Annotated in this window: 23 protein-coding genes; 19 read left to right on the top strand and 4 right to left on the bottom strand. The window is 53.5% G+C overall.

The genetic code is table 11. From position 1 onward, the window contains the following. Positions 1-94: 94 nt before the first annotated feature. The 6 genes from glaH to csiR all read left to right on the top strand — a co-directional run bounded on the left by glaH (position 95) and on the right by csiR (position 7,421). Entirely contained in the window at positions 95-1,072 is a 978-nt protein-coding gene (glaH, locus tag JM656_RS05105; RefSeq protein WP_203360284.1) for a glutarate dioxygenase GlaH, read from the top strand. A gap of 23 nt (positions 1,073-1,095) precedes the next feature. Then, on the top strand, positions 1,096-2,364 hold the full coding sequence (gene lhgO, locus JM656_RS05100) for an L-2-hydroxyglutarate oxidase (protein ID WP_203360283.1): 1,269 nt from the start codon (positions 1,096-1,098) through the stop codon (positions 2,362-2,364). A gap of 23 nt (positions 2,365-2,387) precedes the next feature. Next, positions 2,388-3,836, top strand: a complete 1,449-nt coding sequence (gene gabD / locus JM656_RS05095; RefSeq protein WP_203360282.1) for an NADP-dependent succinate-semialdehyde dehydrogenase — start codon at positions 2,388-2,390, stop codon at positions 3,834-3,836. Between the two features lie 35 nt (positions 3,837-3,871). Continuing rightward, entirely contained in the window at positions 3,872-5,155 is a 1,284-nt protein-coding gene (gene gabT, locus JM656_RS05090; protein WP_203360281.1) for a 4-aminobutyrate--2-oxoglutarate transaminase, read from the top strand. 121 nt (positions 5,156-5,276) lie between these two features. Then, positions 5,277-6,677, top strand: a complete 1,401-nt coding sequence (gene gabP / locus JM656_RS05085) for a GABA permease (RefSeq protein WP_203360280.1) — start codon at positions 5,277-5,279, stop codon at positions 6,675-6,677. Between the two features lie 51 nt (positions 6,678-6,728). Next, positions 6,729-7,421 (top strand): DNA-binding transcriptional regulator CsiR, encoded by a 693-nt coding sequence (gene csiR / locus JM656_RS05080; RefSeq protein WP_203360279.1) that lies wholly within the window; start codon positions 6,729-6,731, stop codon positions 7,419-7,421. A 26-nt stretch (positions 7,422-7,447) separates the two neighbouring features. Here the strand turns inward: csiR and JM656_RS05075 are convergent, their stop codons facing one another. Then, positions 7,448-7,606: a YqaE/Pmp3 family membrane protein gene (locus JM656_RS05075; RefSeq protein ID WP_192613185.1), complete on the bottom strand. Its 159-nt coding sequence runs from the start codon at positions 7,604-7,606 to the stop codon at positions 7,448-7,450. A 183-nt stretch (positions 7,607-7,789) separates the two neighbouring features. Here JM656_RS05075 and JM656_RS05070 point away from each other — a divergent pair, with 183 nt between their 5' ends. Continuing rightward, positions 7,790-8,089 carry a helix-turn-helix transcriptional regulator gene (locus JM656_RS05070; protein ID WP_203360278.1) on the top strand — a complete coding sequence of 100 codons (300 nt, stop codon included), beginning with the start codon at positions 7,790-7,792 and terminating at the stop codon, positions 8,087-8,089. Positions 8,090-8,098: 9 nt separating this feature from the next. Continuing rightward, on the top strand, positions 8,099-8,626 hold the full coding sequence (locus JM656_RS05065) for a rhodanese family protein (RefSeq protein WP_203360277.1): 528 nt from the start codon (positions 8,099-8,101) through the stop codon (positions 8,624-8,626). Positions 8,627-8,720: 94 nt separating this feature from the next. Here JM656_RS05065 and stpA read toward each other — a convergent pair whose 3' ends face one another. Then, the gene (gene stpA, locus JM656_RS05060) at positions 8,721-9,122 is read right to left on the bottom strand and encodes a DNA-binding protein StpA (protein WP_203360276.1); all 402 of its coding nucleotides are present in this window, start codon (positions 9,120-9,122) and stop codon (positions 8,721-8,723) included. Between the two features lie 696 nt (positions 9,123-9,818). On the opposite strand from stpA, the gene alaE reads away from it, so the two are divergent. Then, a complete protein-coding gene (gene alaE / locus JM656_RS05055) occupies positions 9,819-10,256 on the top strand; it encodes an L-alanine exporter AlaE (RefSeq protein WP_203360275.1) in 438 nt (145 codons plus the stop codon). Positions 10,257-10,291: 35 nt separating this feature from the next. Here alaE and JM656_RS05050 read toward each other — a convergent pair whose 3' ends face one another. After that, entirely contained in the window at positions 10,292-10,648 is a 357-nt protein-coding gene (locus JM656_RS05050; protein ID WP_192613190.1) for a DUF2002 family protein, read from the bottom strand. Positions 10,649-10,809: 161 nt separating this feature from the next. Between JM656_RS05050 and JM656_RS05045 the strand changes: the two genes are divergently transcribed. Beyond that, positions 10,810-11,136 (top strand): DUF883 domain-containing protein, encoded by a 327-nt coding sequence (locus JM656_RS05045; RefSeq protein ID WP_203360274.1) that lies wholly within the window; start codon positions 10,810-10,812, stop codon positions 11,134-11,136. Positions 11,137-11,186: 50 nt separating this feature from the next. On the opposite strand, the gene JM656_RS05040 is transcribed toward JM656_RS05045, so the two are convergent. Continuing rightward, positions 11,187-12,524 carry a PLP-dependent aminotransferase family protein gene (locus JM656_RS05040; RefSeq protein ID WP_203361221.1) on the bottom strand — a complete coding sequence of 446 codons (1,338 nt, stop codon included), beginning with the start codon at positions 12,522-12,524 and terminating at the stop codon, positions 11,187-11,189. 91 nt (positions 12,525-12,615) lie between these two features. Between JM656_RS05040 and JM656_RS05035 the strand changes: the two genes are divergently transcribed. The 9 genes from JM656_RS05035 (at position 12,616) to JM656_RS04995 (ending at position 22,040) form a co-directional block, all read left to right on the top strand. Continuing rightward, positions 12,616-13,047 (top strand): carboxymuconolactone decarboxylase family protein, encoded by a 432-nt coding sequence (locus JM656_RS05035; RefSeq protein WP_203360273.1) that lies wholly within the window; start codon positions 12,616-12,618, stop codon positions 13,045-13,047. Between the two features lie 273 nt (positions 13,048-13,320). Then, entirely contained in the window at positions 13,321-13,557 is a 237-nt protein-coding gene (gene nrdH, locus JM656_RS05030) for a glutaredoxin-like protein NrdH (protein ID WP_203360272.1), read from the top strand. Beyond that, positions 13,554-13,964: a class Ib ribonucleoside-diphosphate reductase assembly flavoprotein NrdI gene (gene nrdI, locus JM656_RS05025; RefSeq protein ID WP_203360271.1), complete on the top strand. Its 411-nt coding sequence runs from the start codon at positions 13,554-13,556 to the stop codon at positions 13,962-13,964. The genes nrdH and nrdI overlap by 4 nt, the downstream gene beginning before the upstream one ends. Next, positions 13,937-16,081: a class 1b ribonucleoside-diphosphate reductase subunit alpha gene (gene nrdE, locus JM656_RS05020; protein WP_203360270.1), complete on the top strand. Its 2,145-nt coding sequence runs from the start codon at positions 13,937-13,939 to the stop codon at positions 16,079-16,081. Before nrdI ends, nrdE begins: the two co-directional genes overlap by 28 nt. A gap of 10 nt (positions 16,082-16,091) precedes the next feature. Further along, on the top strand, positions 16,092-17,051 hold the full coding sequence (gene nrdF / locus JM656_RS05015; protein WP_203360269.1) for a class 1b ribonucleoside-diphosphate reductase subunit beta: 960 nt from the start codon (positions 16,092-16,094) through the stop codon (positions 17,049-17,051). Positions 17,052-17,407: 356 nt separating this feature from the next. Next, entirely contained in the window at positions 17,408-18,610 is a 1,203-nt protein-coding gene (gene proV / locus JM656_RS05010) for a glycine betaine/L-proline ABC transporter ATP-binding protein ProV (protein WP_203360268.1), read from the top strand. Further along, entirely contained in the window at positions 18,603-19,658 is a 1,056-nt protein-coding gene (gene proW, locus JM656_RS05005) for a glycine betaine/L-proline ABC transporter permease ProW (protein WP_203360267.1), read from the top strand. Before proV ends, proW begins: the two co-directional genes overlap by 8 nt. Positions 19,659-19,726: 68 nt before the next feature. Next, on the top strand, positions 19,727-20,722 hold the full coding sequence (proX, locus tag JM656_RS05000) for a glycine betaine/L-proline ABC transporter substrate-binding protein ProX (RefSeq protein WP_203360266.1): 996 nt from the start codon (positions 19,727-19,729) through the stop codon (positions 20,720-20,722). 133 nt (positions 20,723-20,855) lie between these two features. Continuing rightward, positions 20,856-22,040, top strand: coding sequence for an MFS transporter (locus JM656_RS04995; RefSeq protein WP_203360265.1), 1,185 nt, complete (start codon positions 20,856-20,858; stop codon positions 22,038-22,040). The last annotated feature ends 344 nt before the right edge of the window (positions 22,041-22,384 follow it).

Raw genomic sequence — 22,384 nt, 5'->3', positions numbered from 1 at the left:
TGCGTTTATCAAAAATGTAGATATTTTTAATTTATGGCTACGAAATGAGCATCGCCATGTCTCCCACGACAATCTACCGAGAGGATCGATTCTGATGAATGCACTGACTGCCGTAAAACCCAACGCTGGGGATTCAGCCCGGAGCTACACCGGTTTCACCGTCGCCCCGTCCGCACAATCACCGCGACTGCTGGAACTGACGTTTAGCTCCGACACGACCCAACAATTCTTACAGCAGGTTGCGCAGTGGCCGGTGCAGGCGCTGGAATACAAATCATTTTTACGCTTTAAGGTAAGCAAGATCCTCGACGATCTCTGCGGCAACCAACTGCAACCGCTGCTGATCAAAACGCTGCTGGAGCGAGGCGAAGGCGCTCTGTTGATCGGCGCTGAAGGGGTCGACAACGTGGCGCAGGCTGACGACATGGTCAAACTGGCCACCGCCGTGGCGCATCTGATTGGGCGTTCCAATTATGACGCGATGAGCGGTCAATACTATGCGCGGTTTGTGGTGAAAAATGTCGACAGTTCAGACAGCTACCTGCGCCAGCCTCACCGCGTACTGGAATTGCACAACGACGGAACCTTCGTCGAAGAGGTAACCGATTACGTGCTGATGATGAAAATCGATGAGCAGAATATGGAAGGCGGTAATTCGCTGCTGCTGCATCTTGATGACTGGGAACACCTGGAAGAATACTTCTCGCATCCTCTGGCACGCCGGGCGATGCGCTGGGCAGCACCGCCAAGCAAAAACGTCAGTCACGATGTCTTTCACCCGGTGTTCGACGTCGACCCACTGGGCCGTCCGGTCATGCGTTACATCGACCAGTTCGTGCAGCCGAAAGATTTTGAAGAAGGCACCTGGCTTAGCGATCTTTCGGATGCGCTGGAAACCAGTAAAAACATCCTTTCCGTTCCCGTTCCGGTCGGCAAATTCCTGCTGATTAACAACCTGTTCTGGCTGCACGGACGCGATCGTTTTACCGCTCATCCTGATTTACGTCGTGAACTGATGCGCCAGCGCGGTTATTTCGCCTACGCCACTCACGGCTACCAGACGCACCAATAAGCGCCACCCGAGGAACAGAGCGGATGTATGATTTTGTGATTATTGGCGGCGGCATTATCGGCATGTCGACCGCCATGCAGCTGATTGATGTCTACCCGGACGCCAAAATTGTGGTGCTGGAAAAAGAGTCTGCACCGGCCTGTCATCAGACGGGCCACAACAGCGGCGTAATTCATGCCGGGGTTTACTACACCCCTGGCAGCCTGAAAGCGCAGTTTTGCCTGGCGGGAAACAAGGCCACCAAAGCCTTCTGCGTTCAAAACGGCATTCGCTACGACGAGTGCGGAAAAATGCTGGTCGCCACCTCCGAACTGGAAATGGAACGGATGCGGGCGCTGTGGGATCGTACGGCAGCCAACGGGATTGAGCGCGAGTGGCTCAGTGCCGACGAGTTGCGCGAACGCGAGCCGAACATTACCGGACTGGGCGGCATTTTTGTGCCTTCCAGCGGGATTGTCAGCTATCGCGAAGTCACCGCAGCAATGGCGAAAATCTTCCAGGCGAAAGGCGGCGACATTGTTTATCACGCCGAGGTTAGCGCCCTGAAAGAGCACGCGACCGGCGTGGTTGTCCACACCCGGCAGGGGCAGGAATTTGAAGCCTCAACGCTGATCGGCTGCTCCGGGCTGATGGCCGACAGACTGGTCAAAATGCTGGGTGTCGATCCCGGTTTTATTATCTGCCCGTTCCGTGGCGAGTATTTCCGCCTGGCGCCCGAGCATAATCACATCGTCAACCATTTGATCTACCCGATCCCCGATCCGGCGATGCCGTTTCTTGGCGTGCATCTCACCCGTATGATCGACGGTAGCGTCACCGTCGGCCCCAACGCCGTGCTCGCCTTCAAACGCGAAGGCTATCGTAAGCGCGACTTCTCCTTCAGCGACACGCTGGAGATCCTCGGATCGTCCGGGATCCGTCGTGTACTGCAAAACAATCTGCGTTCTGGCCTCAGTGAAATGAAAAACTCGCTGTGCAAAAGCGGCTACCTGCGATTGGTACAAAAATACTGCCCGAGCCTGACATTAAAAGATCTCCAGCCGTGGCCTGCGGGCGTACGGGCGCAGGCGGTTTCGCCAGACGGAAAGCTTATCGACGACTTTCTGTTTGTGACCACACCGCGCTCTATCCATACCTGTAACGCCCCCTCTCCGGCAGCGACATCGGCTATTCCGATCGGTGCCCATATCGTCAGCAAAGTGCAGACGCTACTGGAGAGCCAACACAATTCCGGACGCACGCTGCGTGCGGCACGTAGCGTGGACACCTTACACGCCGCATTTACCCGTTAAACACCTTGAGACAGGAAGCAATCATGCAACTTAACGATCCAACCTTGTTCCGCCAGCAGGCTTTTATTGAAGGCCAGTGGCGCGATGCCCAAAGCGGCGACGTGATCGCAGTGAACAATCCTGCAAACGGCCAACCGCTGGGCAGCGTCCCCAAAATGGGGGCCACCGAAACCCGCGAGGCCATTGAAGCCGCGAATCGCGCCCTCCCCGCCTGGCGTGCGCTGACCGCCAAAGAGCGGGCCAATATTCTGCGTCGCTGGTACAACCTGATGATGGAACACCAGGACGATCTGGCGCGCCTGATGACCCTGGAACAGGGCAAGCCGCTGGCGGAAGCGAAAGGCGAGATCGTCTATGCCGCCTCCTTTATTGAATGGTTTGCCGAAGAGGGCAAACGTATTTATGGCGACACCATTCCGGGTCATCAGGCAGACAAGCGTCTGATCGTCATCAAACAACCGATTGGCGTCACGGCCGCCATTACGCCGTGGAACTTCCCGTCGGCAATGATCACCCGTAAGGCCGGTCCGGCGTTGGCTGCGGGCTGCACCATGGTGCTCAAACCCGCCAGTCAGACCCCGTTTTCCGCGCTGGCGCTGGCGGAGCTGGCACATCGCGCCGGAGTTCCCGCCGGCGTCTTTAACGTCGTTACCGGATCAGCAAGCGCCGTCGGCAATGAACTGACCGGCAACCCGCTGGTACGCAAACTCTCCTTTACCGGCTCCACAGAAATTGGCCGTCAGTTAATGGAACAGTGCGCCAAAGACATCAAAAAAGTCTCTCTGGAGCTTGGCGGCAACGCACCGTTTATCGTCTTTGACGATGCCGATCTGGATAAAGCCGTGGAAGGGGCGCTGGCCTCAAAATTCCGTAATGCCGGGCAGACCTGCGTCTGCGCCAACCGCCTGTATGTGCAGGACGGCGTTTATGAGCGCTTTGCGGAACAACTGCAGCAAGCGGTGAACAAACTGCATCTCGGCGATGGCTTACAGGCGGGCGTCACTACCGGGCCGCTGATCGATGAGAAAGCCGTCGCCAAAGTAAAAGAACATATCGCGGATGCCGTCGGGAAAGGCGCGCGCGTGGTCACGGGCGGTGAGGCGCATGCGCTGGGCGGCAACTTCTTCCAGCCCACCATTCTGGCGGATGTCCCGCGTGATGCGAAAGTAGCCAAAGAAGAGACGTTTGGCCCGCTCGCTCCGCTGTTCCGCTTTCACGATGAAGCTGACGTGATAGCCCAGGCCAACGACACCGAGTTCGGTCTGGCGGCTTATTTTTATGCCCGCGATCTGAGCCGCGTCTTCCGCGTCGGCGAAGCGCTGGAGTACGGCATTGTTGGGATCAACACCGGCATTATCTCTAACGAAGTCGCGCCCTTTGGTGGGATCAAAGCCTCCGGCCTTGGCCGCGAAGGTTCCAAATACGGTATCGAAGATTATTTAGAAATCAAATACATGTGTATCGGCCTTTAAGTAAACCTTACCTGATTGAAGACTGGAGAAAGCGAATGAGCACCAATAAAGAATTAATGCAGCGCCGCAGCAACGCCGTTCCTCGCGGCGTTGGGCAGATTCACCCCATTTTTGCCGATCGCGCAGAAAACTGCCGCGTCTGGGATGTTGAAGGCCGTGAGTTTCTTGATTTTGCGGGCGGCATTGCGGTGCTGAATACCGGACACCTGCATCCGGGGATCGTCTCGGCAGTAGAACAACAGCTGAAAAAATTGTCGCACACCTGTTTTCAGGTGCTGGCCTATGAACCGTACCTGGAACTGTGCGAAATCATGAACCAGAAAGTGCCGGGGGATTTTGCCAAGAAGACCCTGCTGGTGACCACCGGTTCAGAAGCTGTTGAAAATGCGGTGAAAATCGCCCGCGCTGCCACCAAACGCAGCGGCACCATAGCGTTTAGCGGCGCTTACCACGGTCGCACCCACTACACGCTCTCGCTGACCGGGAAAGTGAATCCGTATTCTGCCGGGATGGGACTGATGCCGGGCCACGTTTATCGCGCGCTGTACCCTTGCGCACTGCACGGTATCAGCGATGACGATGCGATTGCCAGCATTCAGCGCATCTTCAAAAACGATGCCGCGCCGGAAGACATTGCCGCCATCGTCATCGAGCCTGTCCAGGGCGAAGGCGGTTTTTATGCCGCCTCCCCAGCCTTTATGAAACGCCTGCGCGCGATTTGCGACGAGCACGGCATCATGCTGATTGCCGATGAAGTGCAGAGCGGCGCAGGTCGTACCGGTACGCTGTTCGCCATGGAACAAATGGGCGTCGCCCCGGATATTACGACCTTTGCCAAATCCATTGCCGGAGGGTTCCCGCTGGCGGGCGTGACCGGTCGTGCCGAAGTGATGGACGCCGTTGCCCCAGGTGGTCTGGGCGGTACATATGCCGGTAACCCGATTGCCTGCGCCGCCGCGCTGGCAGTACTGAAAATTTTCGAGCAGGAAAATCTGCTGCAAAAGGCCAACACGTTGGGCAAAACCCTGCGTGAAGGGCTGCTGGCGATTGCCGAAACACACCCGGAAATCGGCGATGTTCGCGGACTGGGCGCCATGATCGCCATCGAACTGTTTGAAAACGGCGATCACAGCAAACCCGATGCGAAGCTGACCGCAGAAATCGTCGCCCGCGCGCGCGACAAAGGCCTGATCCTGCTCTCCTGCGGCCCTTACTACAACGTGCTGCGTATTCTGGTACCGCTGACCATTGAAGATGCGCAGATCCGCCAGGGGCTGGAGATTATCGCCCAGTGTTTCGATGAGGTTAAACAACGCTAAGGCTATACCTCGTTGCTAACGGAATGATGACGATGCAGTAAATACAACAATAATACGCGTGCCCCGACGCGGGAAATGTCGGGGTGCTCTCCCAAGTGACACACTTTCGAGAGGATAGAAGATGGGGCAATCGTCAGAATCACATGCTTTAGGGGGCGGGCTGAAATCACGCCACGTCACCATGTTATCTATTGCCGGTGTTATCGGCGCGAGTTTATTTGTCGGTTCCAGCGTCGCTATTGCTGAAGCCGGGCCTGCTGTTCTGCTGGCCTATCTGTTCGCCGGTCTGTTGGTGGTGATGATCATGCGTATGCTGGCTGAAATGGCTGTCGCCACGCCAGACACCGGATCCTTTTCCACCTATGCGGATAAAGCTATCGGCCCGTGGGCGGGGTATACCATTGGCTGGCTGTACTGGTGGTTCTGGGTGTTGGTCATTCCGCTGGAGGCCAATATCGCTGCCATCATCCTGAATTCATGGATCCCGGGCATACCTATCTGGTTGTTTTCGCTGGTGATCACGCTCGCCCTGACGGGCAGTAATTTGCTGAGCGTCAAAAACTACGGTGAATTTGAATTCTGGCTGGCGCTGTGCAAAGTCGTTGCCATTCTGGCGTTTATTGCGCTGGGCGCGGTGGCGATCAGTGGTTTTTATCCGTATGCCGACGTGGGCGGTGTATCACGCTTATGGGATCATGGCGGCTTTATGCCAAATGGCTTTGGTGCGGTACTGAGCGCCATGCTGATTACGATGTTTTCGTTTATGGGGGCGGAAATCGTCACTATCGCCGCCGCAGAGTCCGACACCCCGGATAAGCACATCGTGCGGGCGAGCAACTCGGTTATCTGGCGTATTTCTATCTTCTATCTGTGCTCAATTTTCGTGGTGGTGGCGCTGATCCCGTGGAACATGCCAGGACTGAAGAGTGTAGGTTCATATCGTTCGGTGCTGGAACTGCTGAATATTCCGTACGCTAAACTGATTATGGATTGCGTCATTTTACTGTCGGTTACCAGTTGCCTGAACTCCGCGCTGTATACGGCCTCCAGGATGCTCTACTCCCTGAGCCATCGCGGCGATGCACCGGCGTTTATGGGCAAAACCAACCGCAGCAAAACGCCTTATGTGGCGGTGCTGCTCTCGACGGGCGCGGCATTCTTAACGGTTGTCGTGAATTATTATGCCCCGGCGAAAGTGTTTAAATTCCTGATCGACAGTTCAGGCGCCATCGCGCTGTTGGTGTATCTGGTTATTGCGGTCTCTCAATTACGGATGCGCAAAATTCTGCTGGCACAGGGGAGCGAAATTAAACTGAGAATGTGGCTCTATCCGTGGTTAACCTGGCTGGTAATTGCCTTTATCGCCTTCGTGCTGATCGCCATGTTATTCAGACCTGCACAGCAGCTTGAGGTGATATCCACAGGGCTTCTGGGCCTGGGGATCATTTGTACGGTCCCGATTATGTCACGCTGGAAAAAACTGCTATCGTGGCAAAAGGCACCGTTACAAAATACACGTTAGACCTGTTCCCGGCGCAAGCCGGGATAGTGATTTTCTTAAGGAGTCGTACCCATGACCGCCACTTCCCAACCGACGGCCATAGATGGATACCACTGGCTTAAAAATGACATCATCCGCGGTATTTATCAGCCCGATGAAAAACTGCGCATGAGTTTACTGACCTCACGCTATGAACTTGGCGTGGGGCCGTTACGAGAAGCCCTTTCCCAACTGGTGGCGGAGCGGCTGGTGACCGTCGTCAATCAGAAAGGCTACCGTGTGGCATCCATGTCCGGGCAGGAGCTGCTCGATATATTTGATGCCCGCGCCAATACGGAAGCCATGCTGGTTCGACTGGCTATCGAGCGCGGAGACGACGCGTGGGAAGCCGAGATCCTCGCCAGAGCGCATATGCTGAATAAACTGGAATCAAGCGACGCCAGTGAAGGAATGCTGGATGAGTGGGATCAGCGTCATCAGGCGTTTCATTCCGCCATTGTCGCCGGATGTGGTTCACATTATCTGCTGCAAATGCGTGAACGCCTGTTTGATCTTGCGGCGCGCTACCGGTTTATCTGGCTGCGTGAAACGGTGCTGTCGGTCGAAATGCTGGAGGACAAACACATTCAGCACCAGACGCTCACCGAGGCGATTCTGGCGCGGGATGCACAACGCGCCAGCGAGTTAATGCGCCAGCACTTACTGACGCCGATTCCGATCATTCAACAGGCGATGTCCGGCAAGCTCCAGCAAGAGCAGACCTGAGGTCTGTTCTTGCCGTACGGCAAAAATCAGTCGCGAGTTTGGATCCAGAAAGCATGGATAAGGCCGGGGATATAGCCCAATAGCGTCAAAATGATGTTAAGGATAAATGCCCAGCCGAATCCTTTCCCCAGCAGCACGCCAAGCGGGGGAAGAAGGATGGTAATCACGATTCTCCAGAAACCCATACACACTCCAAAAAAGTAAAATTACTCATTGTTTAAAAAAGAGATTTTCTCTCTAAGCGTAGTCAGTTTAGCCGACTCTGCCAATTTACCCCTTTTCGTTTACCCTCTTTTACGCTCTTGACGCTGGCATACTGTTGCTCCTTACTTTAGAATTACCTTAATTTAGATAATACTTAAATAACCATGACTGAACTCGAACAACTCCAGGCCAGCGCCGAACAGGCTGCCGCCCTGCTAAAAGCCATGAGTAACCCAAAGCGGTTGTTGATTTTGTGCATGCTCTGCGGCTCGCCGGGCACCAGTGCCGGCGAACTGGCGCGGGCGACAGGACTCAGTCCTTCTGCCACATCGCAACATCTGGCGCGGATGCGCGAAGAAGGACTTATCGACAGCCAGCGGGATGCCCAGCGTATTCATTACTTCATTAAAAATGAGGCGGTAGGTTCACTTATCGCCACATTGAAAACCCTGTATTGCCCATAAGGAGCCACTATGACAAACGGGACGATTTCCCCACGCGAGGCGCAGGCACTCATTGCACAGGGCGCGAACCTGATTGATATCCGTGATGCCGATGAGTATCTGCATGAACATATTCCTGATGCCCATCTGGTTCCGCTCACTACGCTTGAACAGGGCGCATTTCCCGACCGTCTGCGCGGGGAGTACGTTATCTTTCATTGTCAGTCGGGGCGGCGCACACAAAACAGTATGGCAAGGCTACAGGCGGTTGCTGCGCCAGCAAAAGTCTGGCTGCTGGAAGGCGGTATTGATGGCTGGAAAGCGGCGTCGTTGCCCGTCGCAAAGGACACATCGCAGCCGTTGCCGCTAATGCGTCAGGTGCAGATTGCCGCTGGCGGGCTGATTTTGCTCGGGGTTGTGCTGGGATACGCGGTAAGTCAGGGTTTCTTCCTGCTGAGCGGTTTCGTCGGCGTGGGGCTGATGCTGGCCGGATTCACCGGTTTTTGCGGGATGGCGCGTCTGCTCGATAAAATGCCCTGGAACCGTCGTGCGCATTAAGAACCCGGCAGGTCAGTATTGTAATGTGGAGTCCGGTTTCCGGTAATAAACCGGAGGCAGTGTAATGCTGCCATCCGGCATATCACGACCCGTATTAAATCAGGAAATCATCCAGAGATTTACCGGCTGCCAGCGCCTGAGCAATCGGCTTAGGTGTACGCCCCTGCCCGGTCCAGGTTTTCGTTTCACCATTAAAATCGATAAAACGGTATTTCGCCGGACGCGGCTGACGTTTTTTCGTTACGCGAGGTGCCGCAGTTTGCATTCCCAGTAATTCTTCCGGGTTAATGCCGTCCGCTTTCATCAGCTCGAGAAAAGTATTAATTTTCTCTTGCTGCTCTGCACGTTGACGCTGCTGTTCTTCTTCTTCTTCACGTCTTTCTTTAGTGACAACCCTGAATTTTTCGAGCATTTCTTCAAGAACGTCAATGGAGAATTCGCGAGCCATTGCACGCAGCGTACGAATATTATTTAAGTTCTGTAACATCAAATTCATAATAATAAAAACCTTTTAACGCAGAAAGCCAAAAACAGTATTACAGAAGGAAGTGTATTCGATATTTAATGATATTTCCAGACCCAGGCGTGTTTAAGAATATTATGAAATGTCACTTTATAATGATTATTTATCAAACACCCGCCAGTGAATATATTGCAGCCGAATTGCATTTTGTGAATAAATAAAAAAATATATTTTCCTGTGGTGTACCAGAAAATCCGCGAAAACTAAGCGACTCACGGAGAATGTCACTCACTCACCGCTGGAGCTGTAATGAATAAAAATTTATAAAAAGCGATTAATTAGCCATATCGTTTAGATGGAATTTTATACTGCAAAATAACCCAATACAGCATTAAACATGCTGGTAAGACAAAAACCGCCTGCGCCGCCGAGTTCTCTGTTGAATCTGATACATTTCACAATGATTCTCAAAAAAACCGAAAAGACAAGACGCTATAACGATTTGATTTAAAATACATTTCCTGCAAACGGACACCGAAAATCCCGAAACGTACAAAAAACAGACCATCACAGAGCATTTTATCGACAAAAAGCGCATAAATAAAAATTTTACGCTAATTGCTAGTTATTATATAGAGATATACTCTATGCAAAAGCGAAAAGGCTTCGCTAATTCACTACAGGGCAGTATTTAACGACGATTAATCCCCTTTGACAAGGAGCATTAACATGTTCTCACCGCAGTCACGCTTGCGTCATGCTGTCGCTGACACGTTCGCGATGGTTGTTTACTGTTCTGTCGTGAACATGTTGATCGAGATATTCCTCTCCGGAATGACCTTTGAACAGTCACTTTCATCCAGGCTGGTGGCTATACCGGTTAACATCCTTATCGCATGGCCGTATGGAATGTACCGGGATCTGTTCATGCGCGTTTCGCGCAAGGCAAGTTCGGCAGGATGGGTGAAAAACCTGGCGGATATTCTGGCTTATGTAACCTTCCAGTCGCCGGTTTATGTCGCTATTTTGCTGACGGTTGGCGCTGACTGGCATCAAATCACCGCCGCCGTGAGTTCGAATATTGTGGTATCGATGTTGATGGGTGCAGTGTACGGTTATTTTCTCGATTACTGCCGTCGCCTGTTTAAGGTCAGCAGTTACGCCTGAGTCATCACTGGCGACTGGCCCCGCCAGTCGCTTTATTAGTTTGCGTTCAGTTTCGCCTCGCCAAACAACCCATTCAAATAACGTTCCAGCGCAATACGCGAGCTAAATCCGTGTGGAATACCGTAATGCTCGTGCGTCTCGCCCGCTAAATACAGTGGAAATTGCTGATAGTGATCGCAGGTTTTAATATCCGTTGCAGGCTCTGCCAGCGAAGAGCTTCGTTCTTTTAATGTCGGATGAATCACTAATGCGGTTCGTCCCATACGCGCTTCTCGATTCACGTAGACATAATTTTCGCCACGCCGATAACCGTATGCTTTTTGTGTCACTACATCGACGGTAAAGCCTACTTTTTCAAGTACGCGCGCCACCTCATCTGGTCGTAAATACATATAATTTCCTCGTCATCTTTTACCGCGGCCTTACCATACCTGATTCAGCATTAGCAGCGCTTTCAGAAAAGTCCATAAACATACGAATACAGCGTGATGAACGTCGGAAGATAAAATTATGGTCTACACTGAAAAGCACATCGAAATCAATGGAGGATCATATGTTTAACAGACCCAACCGAAACGACGTAGATGAAGATGTACAGGATATTCATAATGATGCCAGTCGATTAGCTGACAGTCTGGAAGAGGTGCTTAAGTCCTGGGGGAGTGACGCCAAAGACGAAGCGGAGGACGCACGACGCAGAGCGCAGGCTTTGCTGAAAGAGACTCGCGCACGTATGCATGGTCGCACTCGCGTCCAGCAGGCAGCCCGGGACGCCATTGGCTGCGCGGATACTTTTGTACGCGACAAACCCTGGTGCAGCGTGGGTACCGCAGCGGCGGTTGGTATTTTTCTCGGCGCGCTACTGAGTCGGCGTCGCTAACAGGCCGATATGCCGGATGATGGCGCCAAAACGTCTTATCCGGCATTGCTTCACGACGCTATCGCCTGCCTGAGCTGTTGCGCGACCTGTTTCGCCATCGCGGCGGTGGTGATATTGGTAAACGACAGCAGCAATCCGCCCTGCCCTTCCTCTCTTATTCGCCAGCGACTCAACGCCTGAACCGCCAACCCGGCATGATTCGCCTTCTCTACCAGAGAAACATCATCACCTTCTACTGAAATCACCATCTGGATGCCCCCTTCCTGCGACACCACGTGAAAGCCCTGTTCCGTTAACGCCTCTTCTATCCAGTGACGACGCTCGGCATAATGTTGACGCATCTTTTTTAAATGCCGCCAGAAATGGCCGTCGCGGATGAAATCCGCCAACGTCTGCTGCCATAACACCGGCACGCTGCTGGCCATCAATGCCGCCTGCTCACGAAATCGCGCGACCTGATTCATCGGCACCACCAGCCATGCAGTGCGCAGCGCCGGAAAGAGTGACTTGCTGAACGTTCCGGCATACACCACGCGCTGCGGCGCATCCAGACTTTTCAGCGGAGGCAGCGGCTTACCGTGATAGCGGAACTCACTGTCATAGTCATCCTCGATAATCCACGCCTGTGAACTGGCGGCCCACTCCAGGAGCTGATGGCGACGCGTCAATGACAGCGCCACGCCCAGCGGACTTTGATGCGCGGGCGTTAGCAGGACAAAACGCGCCTGTGGGTAAGCGCGGATCCCCGCCGACACATCCAGACCATCGCCATCGACCGGCACGGGCAATAGTTCAACCCGCTCCTGCTCGATAACCGGGCGAATCAGAGGAAAACCAGGGTCTTCCACCCACATGCCGTCCCCAGGTTGTGCCAGCGCCCGCAGGATGAGCATCATCGAGGACGCATATCCGGACGTCACAAACACCTGCTCCGGCTCACACTCGATGCTGCGTGAGACCCGCAGGTAGTCGACAATCGCCTGACGCAGCACGGATTCGCCGCAAACCTCGCCCAGCGCCAGGTCAAAACGCGTCTGGGTACGTAGACGGCGTCCCATCACTCGTGCCCATATCTCGCGTGGGAAGAGATCCAGCGCGGGCAATCCCATCTGAAAAGGCTGCGGCGTCTGGCTTTCTCCGGCAAAAACAGCCGGCGCGGCATGCGGTTTTTCCAAACGCAGATGGCCACTGACAAACGTTCCGGCTTGTCCACGCCGTTCCAGCCAGCCCTGCGCCACCAGCTCACCGTACGCATTTTCCACCGTTGAGCGGGAAATGCCCAACTCCTGCGCCCACGTGCGGCTGGACGGCAACCGTGCGCCAGGTTTGAGTTCACCTTGTTCTATGGCATTTTTTAACTGACGGGCGATTTGCTGATAGCGCGGCATCATTATGGCCTGCTTTTTATGTGAAAATATGGCTCTCTTTAACAGTCCATTATAGTGCTACAGTGCAGTCATTGAAACGAGGAGAAACACCATGACAACATTACGCCAGCCCTATTATGAACTTAGCCCTGAAGTCTATAACGCTCTGGTTCAGGCGAAACAAGCACTGGAAAACAGTGCGCTGGATACCACGCTAATGGAATTGGTTTATCTGCGCATTTCGCAAATCAATGGCTGCGCGTTTTGCCTTGAAATGCACAGCAAAGCGCTGCGTAAATCCGGCGTTGAGCAAACCAAACTGGATGCGCTGGCAGGCTGGCGGGTAAGCCATCGTTTCAGTGAACAGGAACGCGCAGCGCTCGCCTGGGCTGAATCCGTCACGGATATTGTCGGCACCCGCGCGGAAGATGACGTTTATCTGCCGTTGCTCGACCATTTTAGCGCCAGAGAGGTAAGCGATCTGACCTTTGCGATTGGCCTGATGAACTGCTTTAACCGTCTGGCAGTGAGCATGCGGATGTAACTTTTGTTGCCTGATTGCGCTATCGCTTATCAGGCTTACAGCTGTGCATATGTCCCAGGCCGGATAACACGCTTATGTCGCTATCCGGCAATTTCCCCCAATAACGCCCCCTCCCCGCTGAGCGCATTAGTGGGGGCGTAACCAATCTAAATTTCCCATATATTGTATGTTTGAATCTTTTTACAACTGCATCTAGTATTTCCTTTATCGAAACACATACAACCCGACGCATACCTTCGCGCCGTTCTCTAACTTTAAATGGAAATACGAATCATGCGCATAACTATTTACACTCGAGATAATTGCGTTCAGTGCCACGCAACTAAACGGGCGATGGAAAGCCGTGGCTTTGATTTTGAGATGGTGAACGTCGACAGGCTCCCTGATGCGGCAGAAACCCTGCGTGCCCAGGGTTTTCGCCAGTTGCCAGTCGTGGTCGCCGGGGAAACCAGCTGGTCTGGATTCCGCCCCGACATGATTAACCGTCTGCGCGCCGAACCCCACGCATGAGCCAGTTCGTCTACTTCTCCAGCAGCTCCGAAAATACGCATCGCTTTATGCTGCGTTTGGGGTTGCCCGCCATCCGTATCCCGCTCAATGAGCGGGAACGAGTCCGCGTGGATGAACCTTACCTTCTGGTGGTGCCCTCTTATGGCGGTGGAGGCACTGCGGGCGCGGTACCCCGACAGGTGATCCGCTTTTTAAATGATGAACACAACCGGGCGTTAATTCGCGGCGTTATTGCCTCTGGCAATCGCAATTTCGGTGAAGCGTATGGCCGCGCCGGAGACGTTATTTCACAAAAATGCGGCGTGCCCTGCCTGTATCGCTTTGAGCTGATGGGAACGCCGGGCGATATCGATAAGGTCCGAAAAGGAGTGAACGAATTTTGGCAACGACAACCGCAGAACGCGTGACGCCGATAACCACGGATTATCATGCCCTGAATGCCATGCTGAATCTGTATGACGAAGCGGGCCATATTCAGTTCGACAAAGACCGCCAGGCGGTAGAGGTATTCATTACCACGCATGTGAAGCCCAATTCCGTGGCGTTTGCCAGCCAGGATGAGCGTCTGGATTATCTGTTACGTGAAGGCTATTACGATAACCACGTGCTCAGCCGCTATGACCGCGCGTTCGTGGTATCGCTGTTTGCCCGGGCACATGCCAGCGGTTTTCGTTTCCAGACATTCCTCGGCGCATGGAAGTACTACACCAGCTACACGTTGAAAACCTTTGACGGTAAACGCTATCTGGAAGACGTTGAAGACCGCGTCACCATGGTGGCGTTGACGCTGGCGCAGGGCGACGAAACGCTGGCGATCCAGCTCGCTGATGAAATGCTTTCCGGGCGCTTTCAGCCTGCCACGCCGACTTTTTTAAACTGCGGGAAGCGCCAGCGGGGTGAGCTGGTCTCCTGTTTTCTGCTGCGCATTGAAGACAACATGGAGTCGATTGGGCGGGCGGTAAACTCGGCGCTTCAGCTCTCTAAACGCGGCGGCGGTGTGGCGTTTTTGCTCTCTAATTTGCGCGAAGCTGGTGCGCCGATTAAACGCATTGAAAACCAGTCCTCGGGGGTGATCCCCGTAATGAAAATGCTGGAAGATGCGTTCTCCTATGCCAACCAGCTTGGGGCGCGCCAGGGAGCAGGCGCGGTCTGGCTGCACGCGCATCATCCGGATATTCTGCGTTTTCTTGATACCAAACGTGAAAATGCCGACGAAAAAATCCGTATCAAAACGTTGTCGCTTGGTGTGGTGATCCCGGATATCACTTTTCAGTTAGCCAAGGAGAACGCTGAAATGGCGCTGTTCTCACCCTATGACGTGGAGCGTATTTACGGTAAGCCGTTTGGCGATATTGCAGTTAGCGACCTGTACCATGAGCTGGTTGCCGACGAACGCATCCGTAAAAAAACCATTAACGCCCGCGACTTTTTCCAGCGCCTTGCGGAGATCCAGTTTGAGTCCGGCTATCCGTACATCATGTACGAAGACACGGTCAATCGCGCCAGTCCCATTGCCGGGCGTATTAATATGAGCAATCTGTGCTCGGAGATATTGCAGGTCAACAGCGCATCCACCTATAACGAAAACCTGGATTACGTAGACATCGGTCACGACATCTCCTGTAACCTCGGATCGCTGAACATTGCCCACGTCATGGACTCTCCCCACTTTGGCCGCAGCGTGGAAATCGCCGTTCGCGGTCTGACGGCAGTATCGGACATGAGCCATATGCGTAGCGTCCCCTCGATTGACGCAGGCAACGCCGCTTCACATGCCATCGGACTTGGACAAATGAACCTGCACGGCTACCTGGCGCGGGAAGGGATTGCTTATGGTTCGCCGGAGGGACTGGATTTCACCAATCTCTATTTCTACACCGTCACCTGGCATGCGCTGCATACCTCGATGTTGCTGGCGCGCGAACGCAGTAAAACCTTCGCCGGGTTTACCCAATCCCGCTACGCCAGCGGCGACTATTTTGCGCAGTATCTGCACGGCGACTGGCAACCAAAAACCGGGAAAGTCCGGGCGCTGTTTGCCCGTGCCGGCATAACGCTGCCGACCCGCGAAATGTGGTTGCAACTGCGCGATGATGTGATGCGCTACGGTATCTATAACCAGAATTTACAGGCGGTGCCGCCGACCGGTTCTATCTCCTATATCAACCATGCGACATCCAGCATTCATCCTATTGTGTCGAAAGTGGAGATCCGCAAGGAAGGCAAAACCGGGCGCGTTTACTACCCGGCGCCATTTATGACCAACGAGAATCTGGAGATGTACCAGGACGCCTATGAGATTGGCCCGCAGAAAATTATCGATACCTATGCCGAAGCCACAAAGCATGTGGATCAAGGGCTATCGCTGACGCTGTTTTTCCCCGATACCGCCACCACCCGCGATATCAACAAAGCGCAGATCTACGCCTGGCGCAAAGGCATCAAAACACTCTATTACATCCGACTACGCCAGAGGGCGCTGGAAGGTACTGAAATTGAAGGCTGCGTGTCATGCGCGCTGTAAGGAGATCGAAGTGAAACTATCACGTATCAGCGCCATCAACTGGAACCAGATCCAGGACGATAAAGACCTGGAAGTGTGGAATCGCCTGACCAGCAACTTTTGGTTGCCCGAGAAGGTGCCGCTGTCTAACGATACGCCAGCCTGGCAATCACTGAGCGCCGTTGAACAACAACTGACTATTCGCGTCTTCACCGGCTTAACCTTGCTCGACACCATTCAGAATATCGCGGGTGCGCCCTCGTTGATGGCGGATTCATTGACCCCGCATGAAGAAGCGGTGCTGTCGAACATCAGCTTTATGGAAGCCGTACATGCCCGTTCGTACAGTTCTATCTTCTCGACGCTTTGTCAGACCAAAGACGTCGACGCCGCCTATGCCTGGAGTGAGCGCAACGAACCGTTACAGCGTAAAGCAGACATTATCCTGACCTGTTACGCGTGCGAGGAACCGCTGAAGAAGAAAATTGCCAGCGTATTTCTCGAATCATTTCTGTTTTACTCCGGCTTCTGGCTCCCGATGTATTTTTCCAGCCGCGGCAAACTGACCAACACCGCCGATTTGATCCGCCTGATCATCCGTGATGAAGCGGTCCACGGCTATTACATCGGTTACAAGTACCAAAAAGGGCTGGAGAAACTCTCAGAATCGGAACGTGAATCGCTGAAGGATTTTGCCCTTGAACTGCTGATGGAACTGTATGACAACGAAGTCCGCTATACGCAAGAATTATACGCAGAAACCGGCTGGGTCGAGGAGGTCAACGCCTTCCTTTGCTACAACGCCAATAAGGCCTTAATGAACCTGGGATATGACACGTTGTTTCCGGCAGAAATGGCCGACGTTAATCCGGCAATCCTTGCCGCGCTGTCGCCCAATGCCGATGAAAATCATGATTTCTTTTCTGGGTCGGGATCATCCTATGTCATGGGCAAAGCGGTAGAAACCAAAGACGAAGACTGGAGTTTCTGATAATGGCTATTGACGTAAATATCGCGCTGATATTTGCGTTAATATTTTTAACGCGATCACATTTTTGTCATTCAATTATTATTGTGTGATCTACACTCATTATCTTCCGTCTTATCCGCCTGAATACTGACAATTCAGGCGCATTTCAAATGCCCCTTACAAAAAATATCGTCACATCATCATTGGCGCTCAGCCCTTATATCACGGGAAATCCTGCCGAATAGCATTCCATTGCATTAACATCATTAACAAATTCAGGGTTGTCTCAGATTCTCAGTATGTTAGGGTAGAAAAAGGTGACTATTTCTATCAGGTAACATATTGACATATATAAATAACAGGAAACAATCTATTGCATGGCAATTAAATTAGAAGTTAAAAATCTCTATAAGATATTTGGTGAGCATCCACAGCGAGCTTTCAAATATATTGAAAAAGGACTTTCGAAAGAGCAAATTCTGGATAAAACGGGGCTATCGCTTGGCGTTAAAGACGCCAGTCTGGCCATTGAAGAAGGCGAGATATTTGTCATCATGGGATTATCCGGTTCGGGTAAATCCACAATGGTACGCCTTCTCAATCGCCTGATTGAACCCACCCGCGGGCAAGTTCTGATTGACGGTGTCGATATTGCAAAAATATCCGATGCAGAACTTCGCGAGGTGCGCAGAAAAAAGATTGCGATGGTGTTCCAGTCATTTGCATTAATGCCGCACATGACGGTGCTGGACAATACAGCATTCGGCATGGAATTAGCCGGTATTGCTGCGAATGAACGTCGGGAAAAAGCGCTCGATGCGTTACGCCAGGTTGGGCTGGAGAATTATGCTCACGGCTACCCGGATGAACTTTCCGGGGGCATGCGTCAGCGTGTCGGTCTCGCCCGCGCATTAGCCATCAATCCTGACATCTTATTAATGGATGAAGCCTTCTCGGCCCTCGATCCGTTAATTCGTACTGAGATGCAGGATGAACTGGTAAAACTGCAAGCGAAACATCAACGAACCGTGGTCTTTATTTCCCACGATCTGGATGAAGCGATGCGTATTGGCGATCGTATTGCCATTATGCAAAATGGCGAAGTCGTACAGGTCGGGACACCGGATGAGATTCTGAATAATCCGGCGAATGATTATGTCCGCACCTTCTTCCGTGGCGTTGATATTAGCCAGGTGTTCAGCGCGAAAGATATTGCCCGCCGTAGTCCCGTGGGATTAATTCGTAAAACCCCAGGGTTCGGTCCACGTTCTGCGCTGAAATTATTACAGGATGAAGACCGCGAATTCGGCTACGTCATTGAACGCGGAAATAAGTATGTCGGCGTGGTGTCAATTGACTCCTTAAAATCGGCATTAAGTCAGGCGCAAGGCATGGAAGCGGCATTGATCGAACAGCCATTAGCCGTAGATGCGCAAACCCCACTCAGCGAATTGCTTTCTCATGTTGGTCAGGCGCCCTGTGCAGTACCGGTCGTCGACGAGGAACAACAGTATGTCGGCATCATTTCAAAACGCATGCTGTTACAGGCTTTAGATCGCGAGGGGGCAAATAATGGCTGATCAAAACAATCCGTGGGATATCGCACCGGCAACAGAGAACACCGCACAATCGGCAGATGCCTGGGGCAGCGCGCCTGCCAACAGCGGCGGTGCAGACTGGCTGAACAGCGCGCCTGCGCCAGCGCCGGAACATTTTAATATTATGGATCCTTTCCATAAGACGCTGATCCCACTGGATAGCTGGGTGACGCAGGGGATCGACTGGATAGTACTTCACCTCCGCCCAGCCTTTCAGGGGATCCGTGTGCCGGTAGATTATATCCTGAGCGCCTTCCAGCAACTGCTGCTGGGAATGCCAGCGCCAGTGGCGATTATTCTTTTTGCTCTGATCGCCTGGCAAATGTCGAGCCTCGGCATGGGGATCGCCACGCTGGTCTCGCTAATTGCCATTGGCGCGATCGGTGCCTGGTCGCAGGCGATGATTACGCTCGCGCTGGTGCTCACCGCGCTGCTGTTCTGCGTCATTATCGGGTTACCGTTGGGAATTTGGCTGGCGCGTAGCCCCAGGGCATCTAAGATTATCCGCCCGTTGCTGGATGCGATGCAGACCACGCCAGCGTTCGTCTATCTGGTGCCGATTGTGATGCTATTCGGCATTGGCAATGTGCCAGGCGTGGTGGTGACCATCATCTTCGCCCTGCCACCGATTGTGCGTCTGACCATTCTGGGGATCAACCAGGTGCCAGCGGACCTGATTGAGGCTTCGCGCTCATTTGGCGCCAGTCCTCGCCAGATGCTGTTCAAAGTTCAGTTGCCGCTGGCAATGCCCACCATTATGGCAGGCGTCAACCAGACACTGATGCTGGCGCTCTCCATGGTCGTGATCGCCTCCATGATTGCTGTTGGCGGGCTGGGCCAGATGGTTCTGCGCGGCATCGGTCGTCTCGATATGGGACTGGCCACTGTCGGCGGGGTGGGCATAGTGATCCTCGCCATCATTCTGGATCGTCTGACACAAGCCGTGGGGCGCGACGCGCGCAGCCGTGGCAACCGCCGCTGGTATACCACCGGTCCTGTTGGGCTTTTTACCCGCCCTTTCATCAAGTAATTCACCTGTTGCCCGGTAGCGCGATGCCTGCCGGGCCTCAGTGTCCCTCCAATAATTAAGGAACAACGATGCGACAGAAAATAATCATTGCCACAGCGTTTGCCACCCTTGTATCTACCAGCGCTTTCGCTGCTGACCTACCGGGCAAAGGCGTCACCGTACAGCCAATTCAAAGCACTATTTCCGAAGAAACCTTCCAGACACTGCTGGTCAGCCGGGCGCTGGAAAAACTCGGTTATACCGTCAGTAAACCGAGTGAAGTCGACTACAACGTGGGTTACACCTCCATTGCCTCTGGCGATGCCACGTTTACTGCCGTGAACTGGCAGCCGCTGCATGATGATATGTACGCCGCTGCGGGTGGCGATAAGAAGTTCTATCGCGAGGGGGTATTCGTCACGGGCGCCGCCCAGGGTTATCTGATCGACAAAAAAACCGCCGAACAATACAACATCACCAATATCGCGCAATTGAAAGACCCGAAAATCGCCAAACTGTTCGACAGCAACAACGACGGTAAAGCGGACTTAACCGGCTGTAACCCAGGCTGGGGCTGTGAAGCGGCCATTAATCATCAGTTAGGTGCCTATGACCTGACGAAAACCGTTGACCACAACCAGGGTAACTATGCGGCGATGATGGCCGATACCATCGCCCGTTTTAAAGAAGGCAAGCCAGTGCTTTACTACACCTGGACACCGTACTGGGTGAGCGACGTGTTGAAACCAGGTAAAGATGTGGTCTGGTTGCAGGTCCCGTTCTCCTCTCTGCCGGGTGTGCAGAAAGATATCGACACCAAACTGCCGAACGGTGCGAACTATGGCTTCCCGGTGAGTACAATGCATATTGTCGCCAACAAAGCCTGGGCTGAGAAAAACCCGGCGGCGGCGAAACTGTTTGCCGTCATGAAACTGTCAGTTGCGGATATCAACGCCCAAAACTCGATGATGCATGAAGGTAAGGCTTCCGAAGGTGATATTCAGGGTCATGTTGACGGCTGGATCAAAGCTCACCAGCAGCAATTTGACGGCTGGGTGAAAGAAGCGTTGGCCGCTCAGAAGTAATGTAAGCTTTATGCCTGATGGCAAGACGCCATCAGGCACATTTCACCTCCCCCGCTAAACCGCACAATCCATCACCTGAATTCATTTTCATTCGTTATGATTGTTGTCACTCAATCAAAACATACTGATAACAATGAATAACCCCACCCATCCACTGAGTCCGGCGCTGATTGTCCTGATGTCTGTCGCCACCGGTCTGGCGGTCGCCAGCAACTATTACGCGCAGCCGCTGCTCGACACCATCGCCCGCACGTTCTCGCTTTCGGCCAGCTCCGCCGGATTTATCGTCACAGCCGCACAGCTGGGCTATGCGGCCGGATTATTGTTTCTGGTTCCGCTGGGCGACATGTTTGAACGCCGGACGCTGATTGTCTCAATGACACTGCTGGCGGCAGGCGGCATGCTGATCACCGCCAGCAGCCAGTCGCTTGCCATGATGATCCTGGGGACGGCGCTCACCGGATTGTTCTCGGTCGTCGCCCAAATTTTGGTTCCTCTGGCCGCCACCCTCGCCACGCCGGATAAGCGCGGTAAGGTGGTCGGCACTATCATGAGCGGTCTGCTGCTGGGGATTTTACTGGCGCGAACCGTCGCCGGATTGCTCGCGAATCTCGGCGGCTGGCGAACCGTGTTCTGGGTCGCCTCCGTGTTGATGGCGCTGATGGCTATCGCGCTGTGGCGTGGACTGCCGAAGATGAAACCGGAAACCCATCTCAACTATCCGCAACTGCTGGGTTCCGTATTCAGCCTGTTTCTCCACGACAAACTGCTGCGCACCCGCGCACTGTTAGGATGCCTGACCTTTGCCAACTTCAGCATCCTCTGGACCTCAATGGCCTTTTTGCTTGCCGCACCGCCGTTTAACTATTCCGAAGGGATGATTGGCCTGTTTGGTCTGGCAGGTGCCGCAGGTGCGTTGGGCGCACGGCCTGCAGGTGGTTTTGCCGATAAAGGAAAATCCCATCTTACGACCACCATCGGCCTGTTGCTGTTGCTGCTCTCCTGGCTGGCAATCTGGTATGGACACACCTCCGTGCTGGCGCTGATTGTCGGTATTCTGGTGCTGGATCTGACGGTTCAGGGCGTACACATCACCAACCAAACGGTTATCTATCGCATTCACCCGGATGCGCGTAACCGTCTGACGGCGGGTTACATGACCAGCTATTTTATCGGCGGCGCTGCCGGTTCACTGGTGTCCGCATCCGCCTGGCAACATGCAGGGTGGACTGGCGTTTGTCTGGCGGGGACGACCGTTGCCGCACTTAACCTTCTGGTCTGGTGGCGAGGTTTTCATCGACAAGAAGCCGTAAATTAAGCAGACGCTAAGCGTTTATGCCTGTTTGGGCTCCTTAGGGTGTTAAGGTGCCCCCCAGTCTGTTAAGGTTATAGGAATTATTTATCCTGATTATTTAACATCGGTGACGAATCATATAATCCTATGGAAAGCCCTGCCCACCTGTCTGATCCCAGTCCGGCGACGATCGCTGAGGGATGTGAAGACAGCGTACCGATAGTCATCAGCGGTAACCCGTTCGCTTTTACGTTTACCCGTCGGGGGTTTCCCCCCGCTGGGGTCATGTCAGGTTTCATGCCTCCCGTACTGCTTATTCGTTGTTTGCTCGCTCCCCGCATCGTTGCGTTTTCCGGACTACGGATTAG

Origin of the sequence: Citrobacter sp. R56 (assembly GCF_016811995.1) — a bacterium.
GTDB lineage: Bacteria > Pseudomonadota > Gammaproteobacteria > Enterobacterales > Enterobacteriaceae > Citrobacter_D > Citrobacter_D enshiensis.
The sequence above is the reverse complement of the archived record's forward strand: the minus strand, read 5'-3'. Positions and strand labels throughout refer to the sequence as shown.

Bases quoted from the DNA above. Each gene is read 5' to 3' on its own strand.
- glaH (WP_203360284.1), top strand. From the start codon at position 95: ATGAATGCACTGACTGCCGTAAAACCCAACGCTGGGGATTCAGCCCGG.
- lhgO (WP_203360283.1), top strand. From the start codon at position 1,096: ATGTATGATTTTGTGATTATTGGCGGCGGCATTATCGGCATGTCGACC.
- gabD (WP_203360282.1), top strand. From the start codon at position 2,388: ATGCAACTTAACGATCCAACCTTGTTCCGCCAGCAGGCTTTTATTGAA.
- gabT (WP_203360281.1), top strand. From the start codon at position 3,872: ATGAGCACCAATAAAGAATTAATGCAGCGCCGCAGCAACGCCGTTCCT.
- gabP (WP_203360280.1), top strand. From the start codon at position 5,277: ATGGGGCAATCGTCAGAATCACATGCTTTAGGGGGCGGGCTGAAATCA.
- csiR (WP_203360279.1), top strand. From the start codon at position 6,729: ATGACCGCCACTTCCCAACCGACGGCCATAGATGGATACCACTGGCTT.
- JM656_RS05075 (WP_192613185.1), bottom strand. From the start codon at position 7,606: ATGGGTTTCTGGAGAATCGTGATTACCATCCTTCTTCCCCCGCTTGGC.
- JM656_RS05070 (WP_203360278.1), top strand. From the start codon at position 7,790: ATGACTGAACTCGAACAACTCCAGGCCAGCGCCGAACAGGCTGCCGCC.
- JM656_RS05065 (WP_203360277.1), top strand. From the start codon at position 8,099: ATGACAAACGGGACGATTTCCCCACGCGAGGCGCAGGCACTCATTGCA.
- stpA (WP_203360276.1), bottom strand. From the start codon at position 9,122: ATGAATTTGATGTTACAGAACTTAAATAATATTCGTACGCTGCGTGCA.
- alaE (WP_203360275.1), top strand. From the start codon at position 9,819: ATGTTCTCACCGCAGTCACGCTTGCGTCATGCTGTCGCTGACACGTTC.
- JM656_RS05050 (WP_192613190.1), bottom strand. From the start codon at position 10,648: ATGTATTTACGACCAGATGAGGTGGCGCGCGTACTTGAAAAAGTAGGC.
- JM656_RS05045 (WP_203360274.1), top strand. From the start codon at position 10,810: ATGTTTAACAGACCCAACCGAAACGACGTAGATGAAGATGTACAGGAT.
- JM656_RS05040 (WP_203361221.1), bottom strand. From the start codon at position 12,524: ATGCCGCGCTATCAGCAAATCGCCCGTCAGTTAAAAAATGCCATAGAA.
- JM656_RS05035 (WP_203360273.1), top strand. From the start codon at position 12,616: ATGACAACATTACGCCAGCCCTATTATGAACTTAGCCCTGAAGTCTAT.
- nrdH (WP_203360272.1), top strand. From the start codon at position 13,321: ATGCGCATAACTATTTACACTCGAGATAATTGCGTTCAGTGCCACGCA.
- nrdI (WP_203360271.1), top strand. From the start codon at position 13,554: ATGAGCCAGTTCGTCTACTTCTCCAGCAGCTCCGAAAATACGCATCGC.
- proV (WP_203360268.1), top strand. From the start codon at position 17,408: ATGGCAATTAAATTAGAAGTTAAAAATCTCTATAAGATATTTGGTGAG.
- proW (WP_203360267.1), top strand. From the start codon at position 18,603: ATGGCTGATCAAAACAATCCGTGGGATATCGCACCGGCAACAGAGAAC.
- proX (WP_203360266.1), top strand. From the start codon at position 19,727: ATGCGACAGAAAATAATCATTGCCACAGCGTTTGCCACCCTTGTATCT.
- JM656_RS04995 (WP_203360265.1), top strand. From the start codon at position 20,856: ATGAATAACCCCACCCATCCACTGAGTCCGGCGCTGATTGTCCTGATG.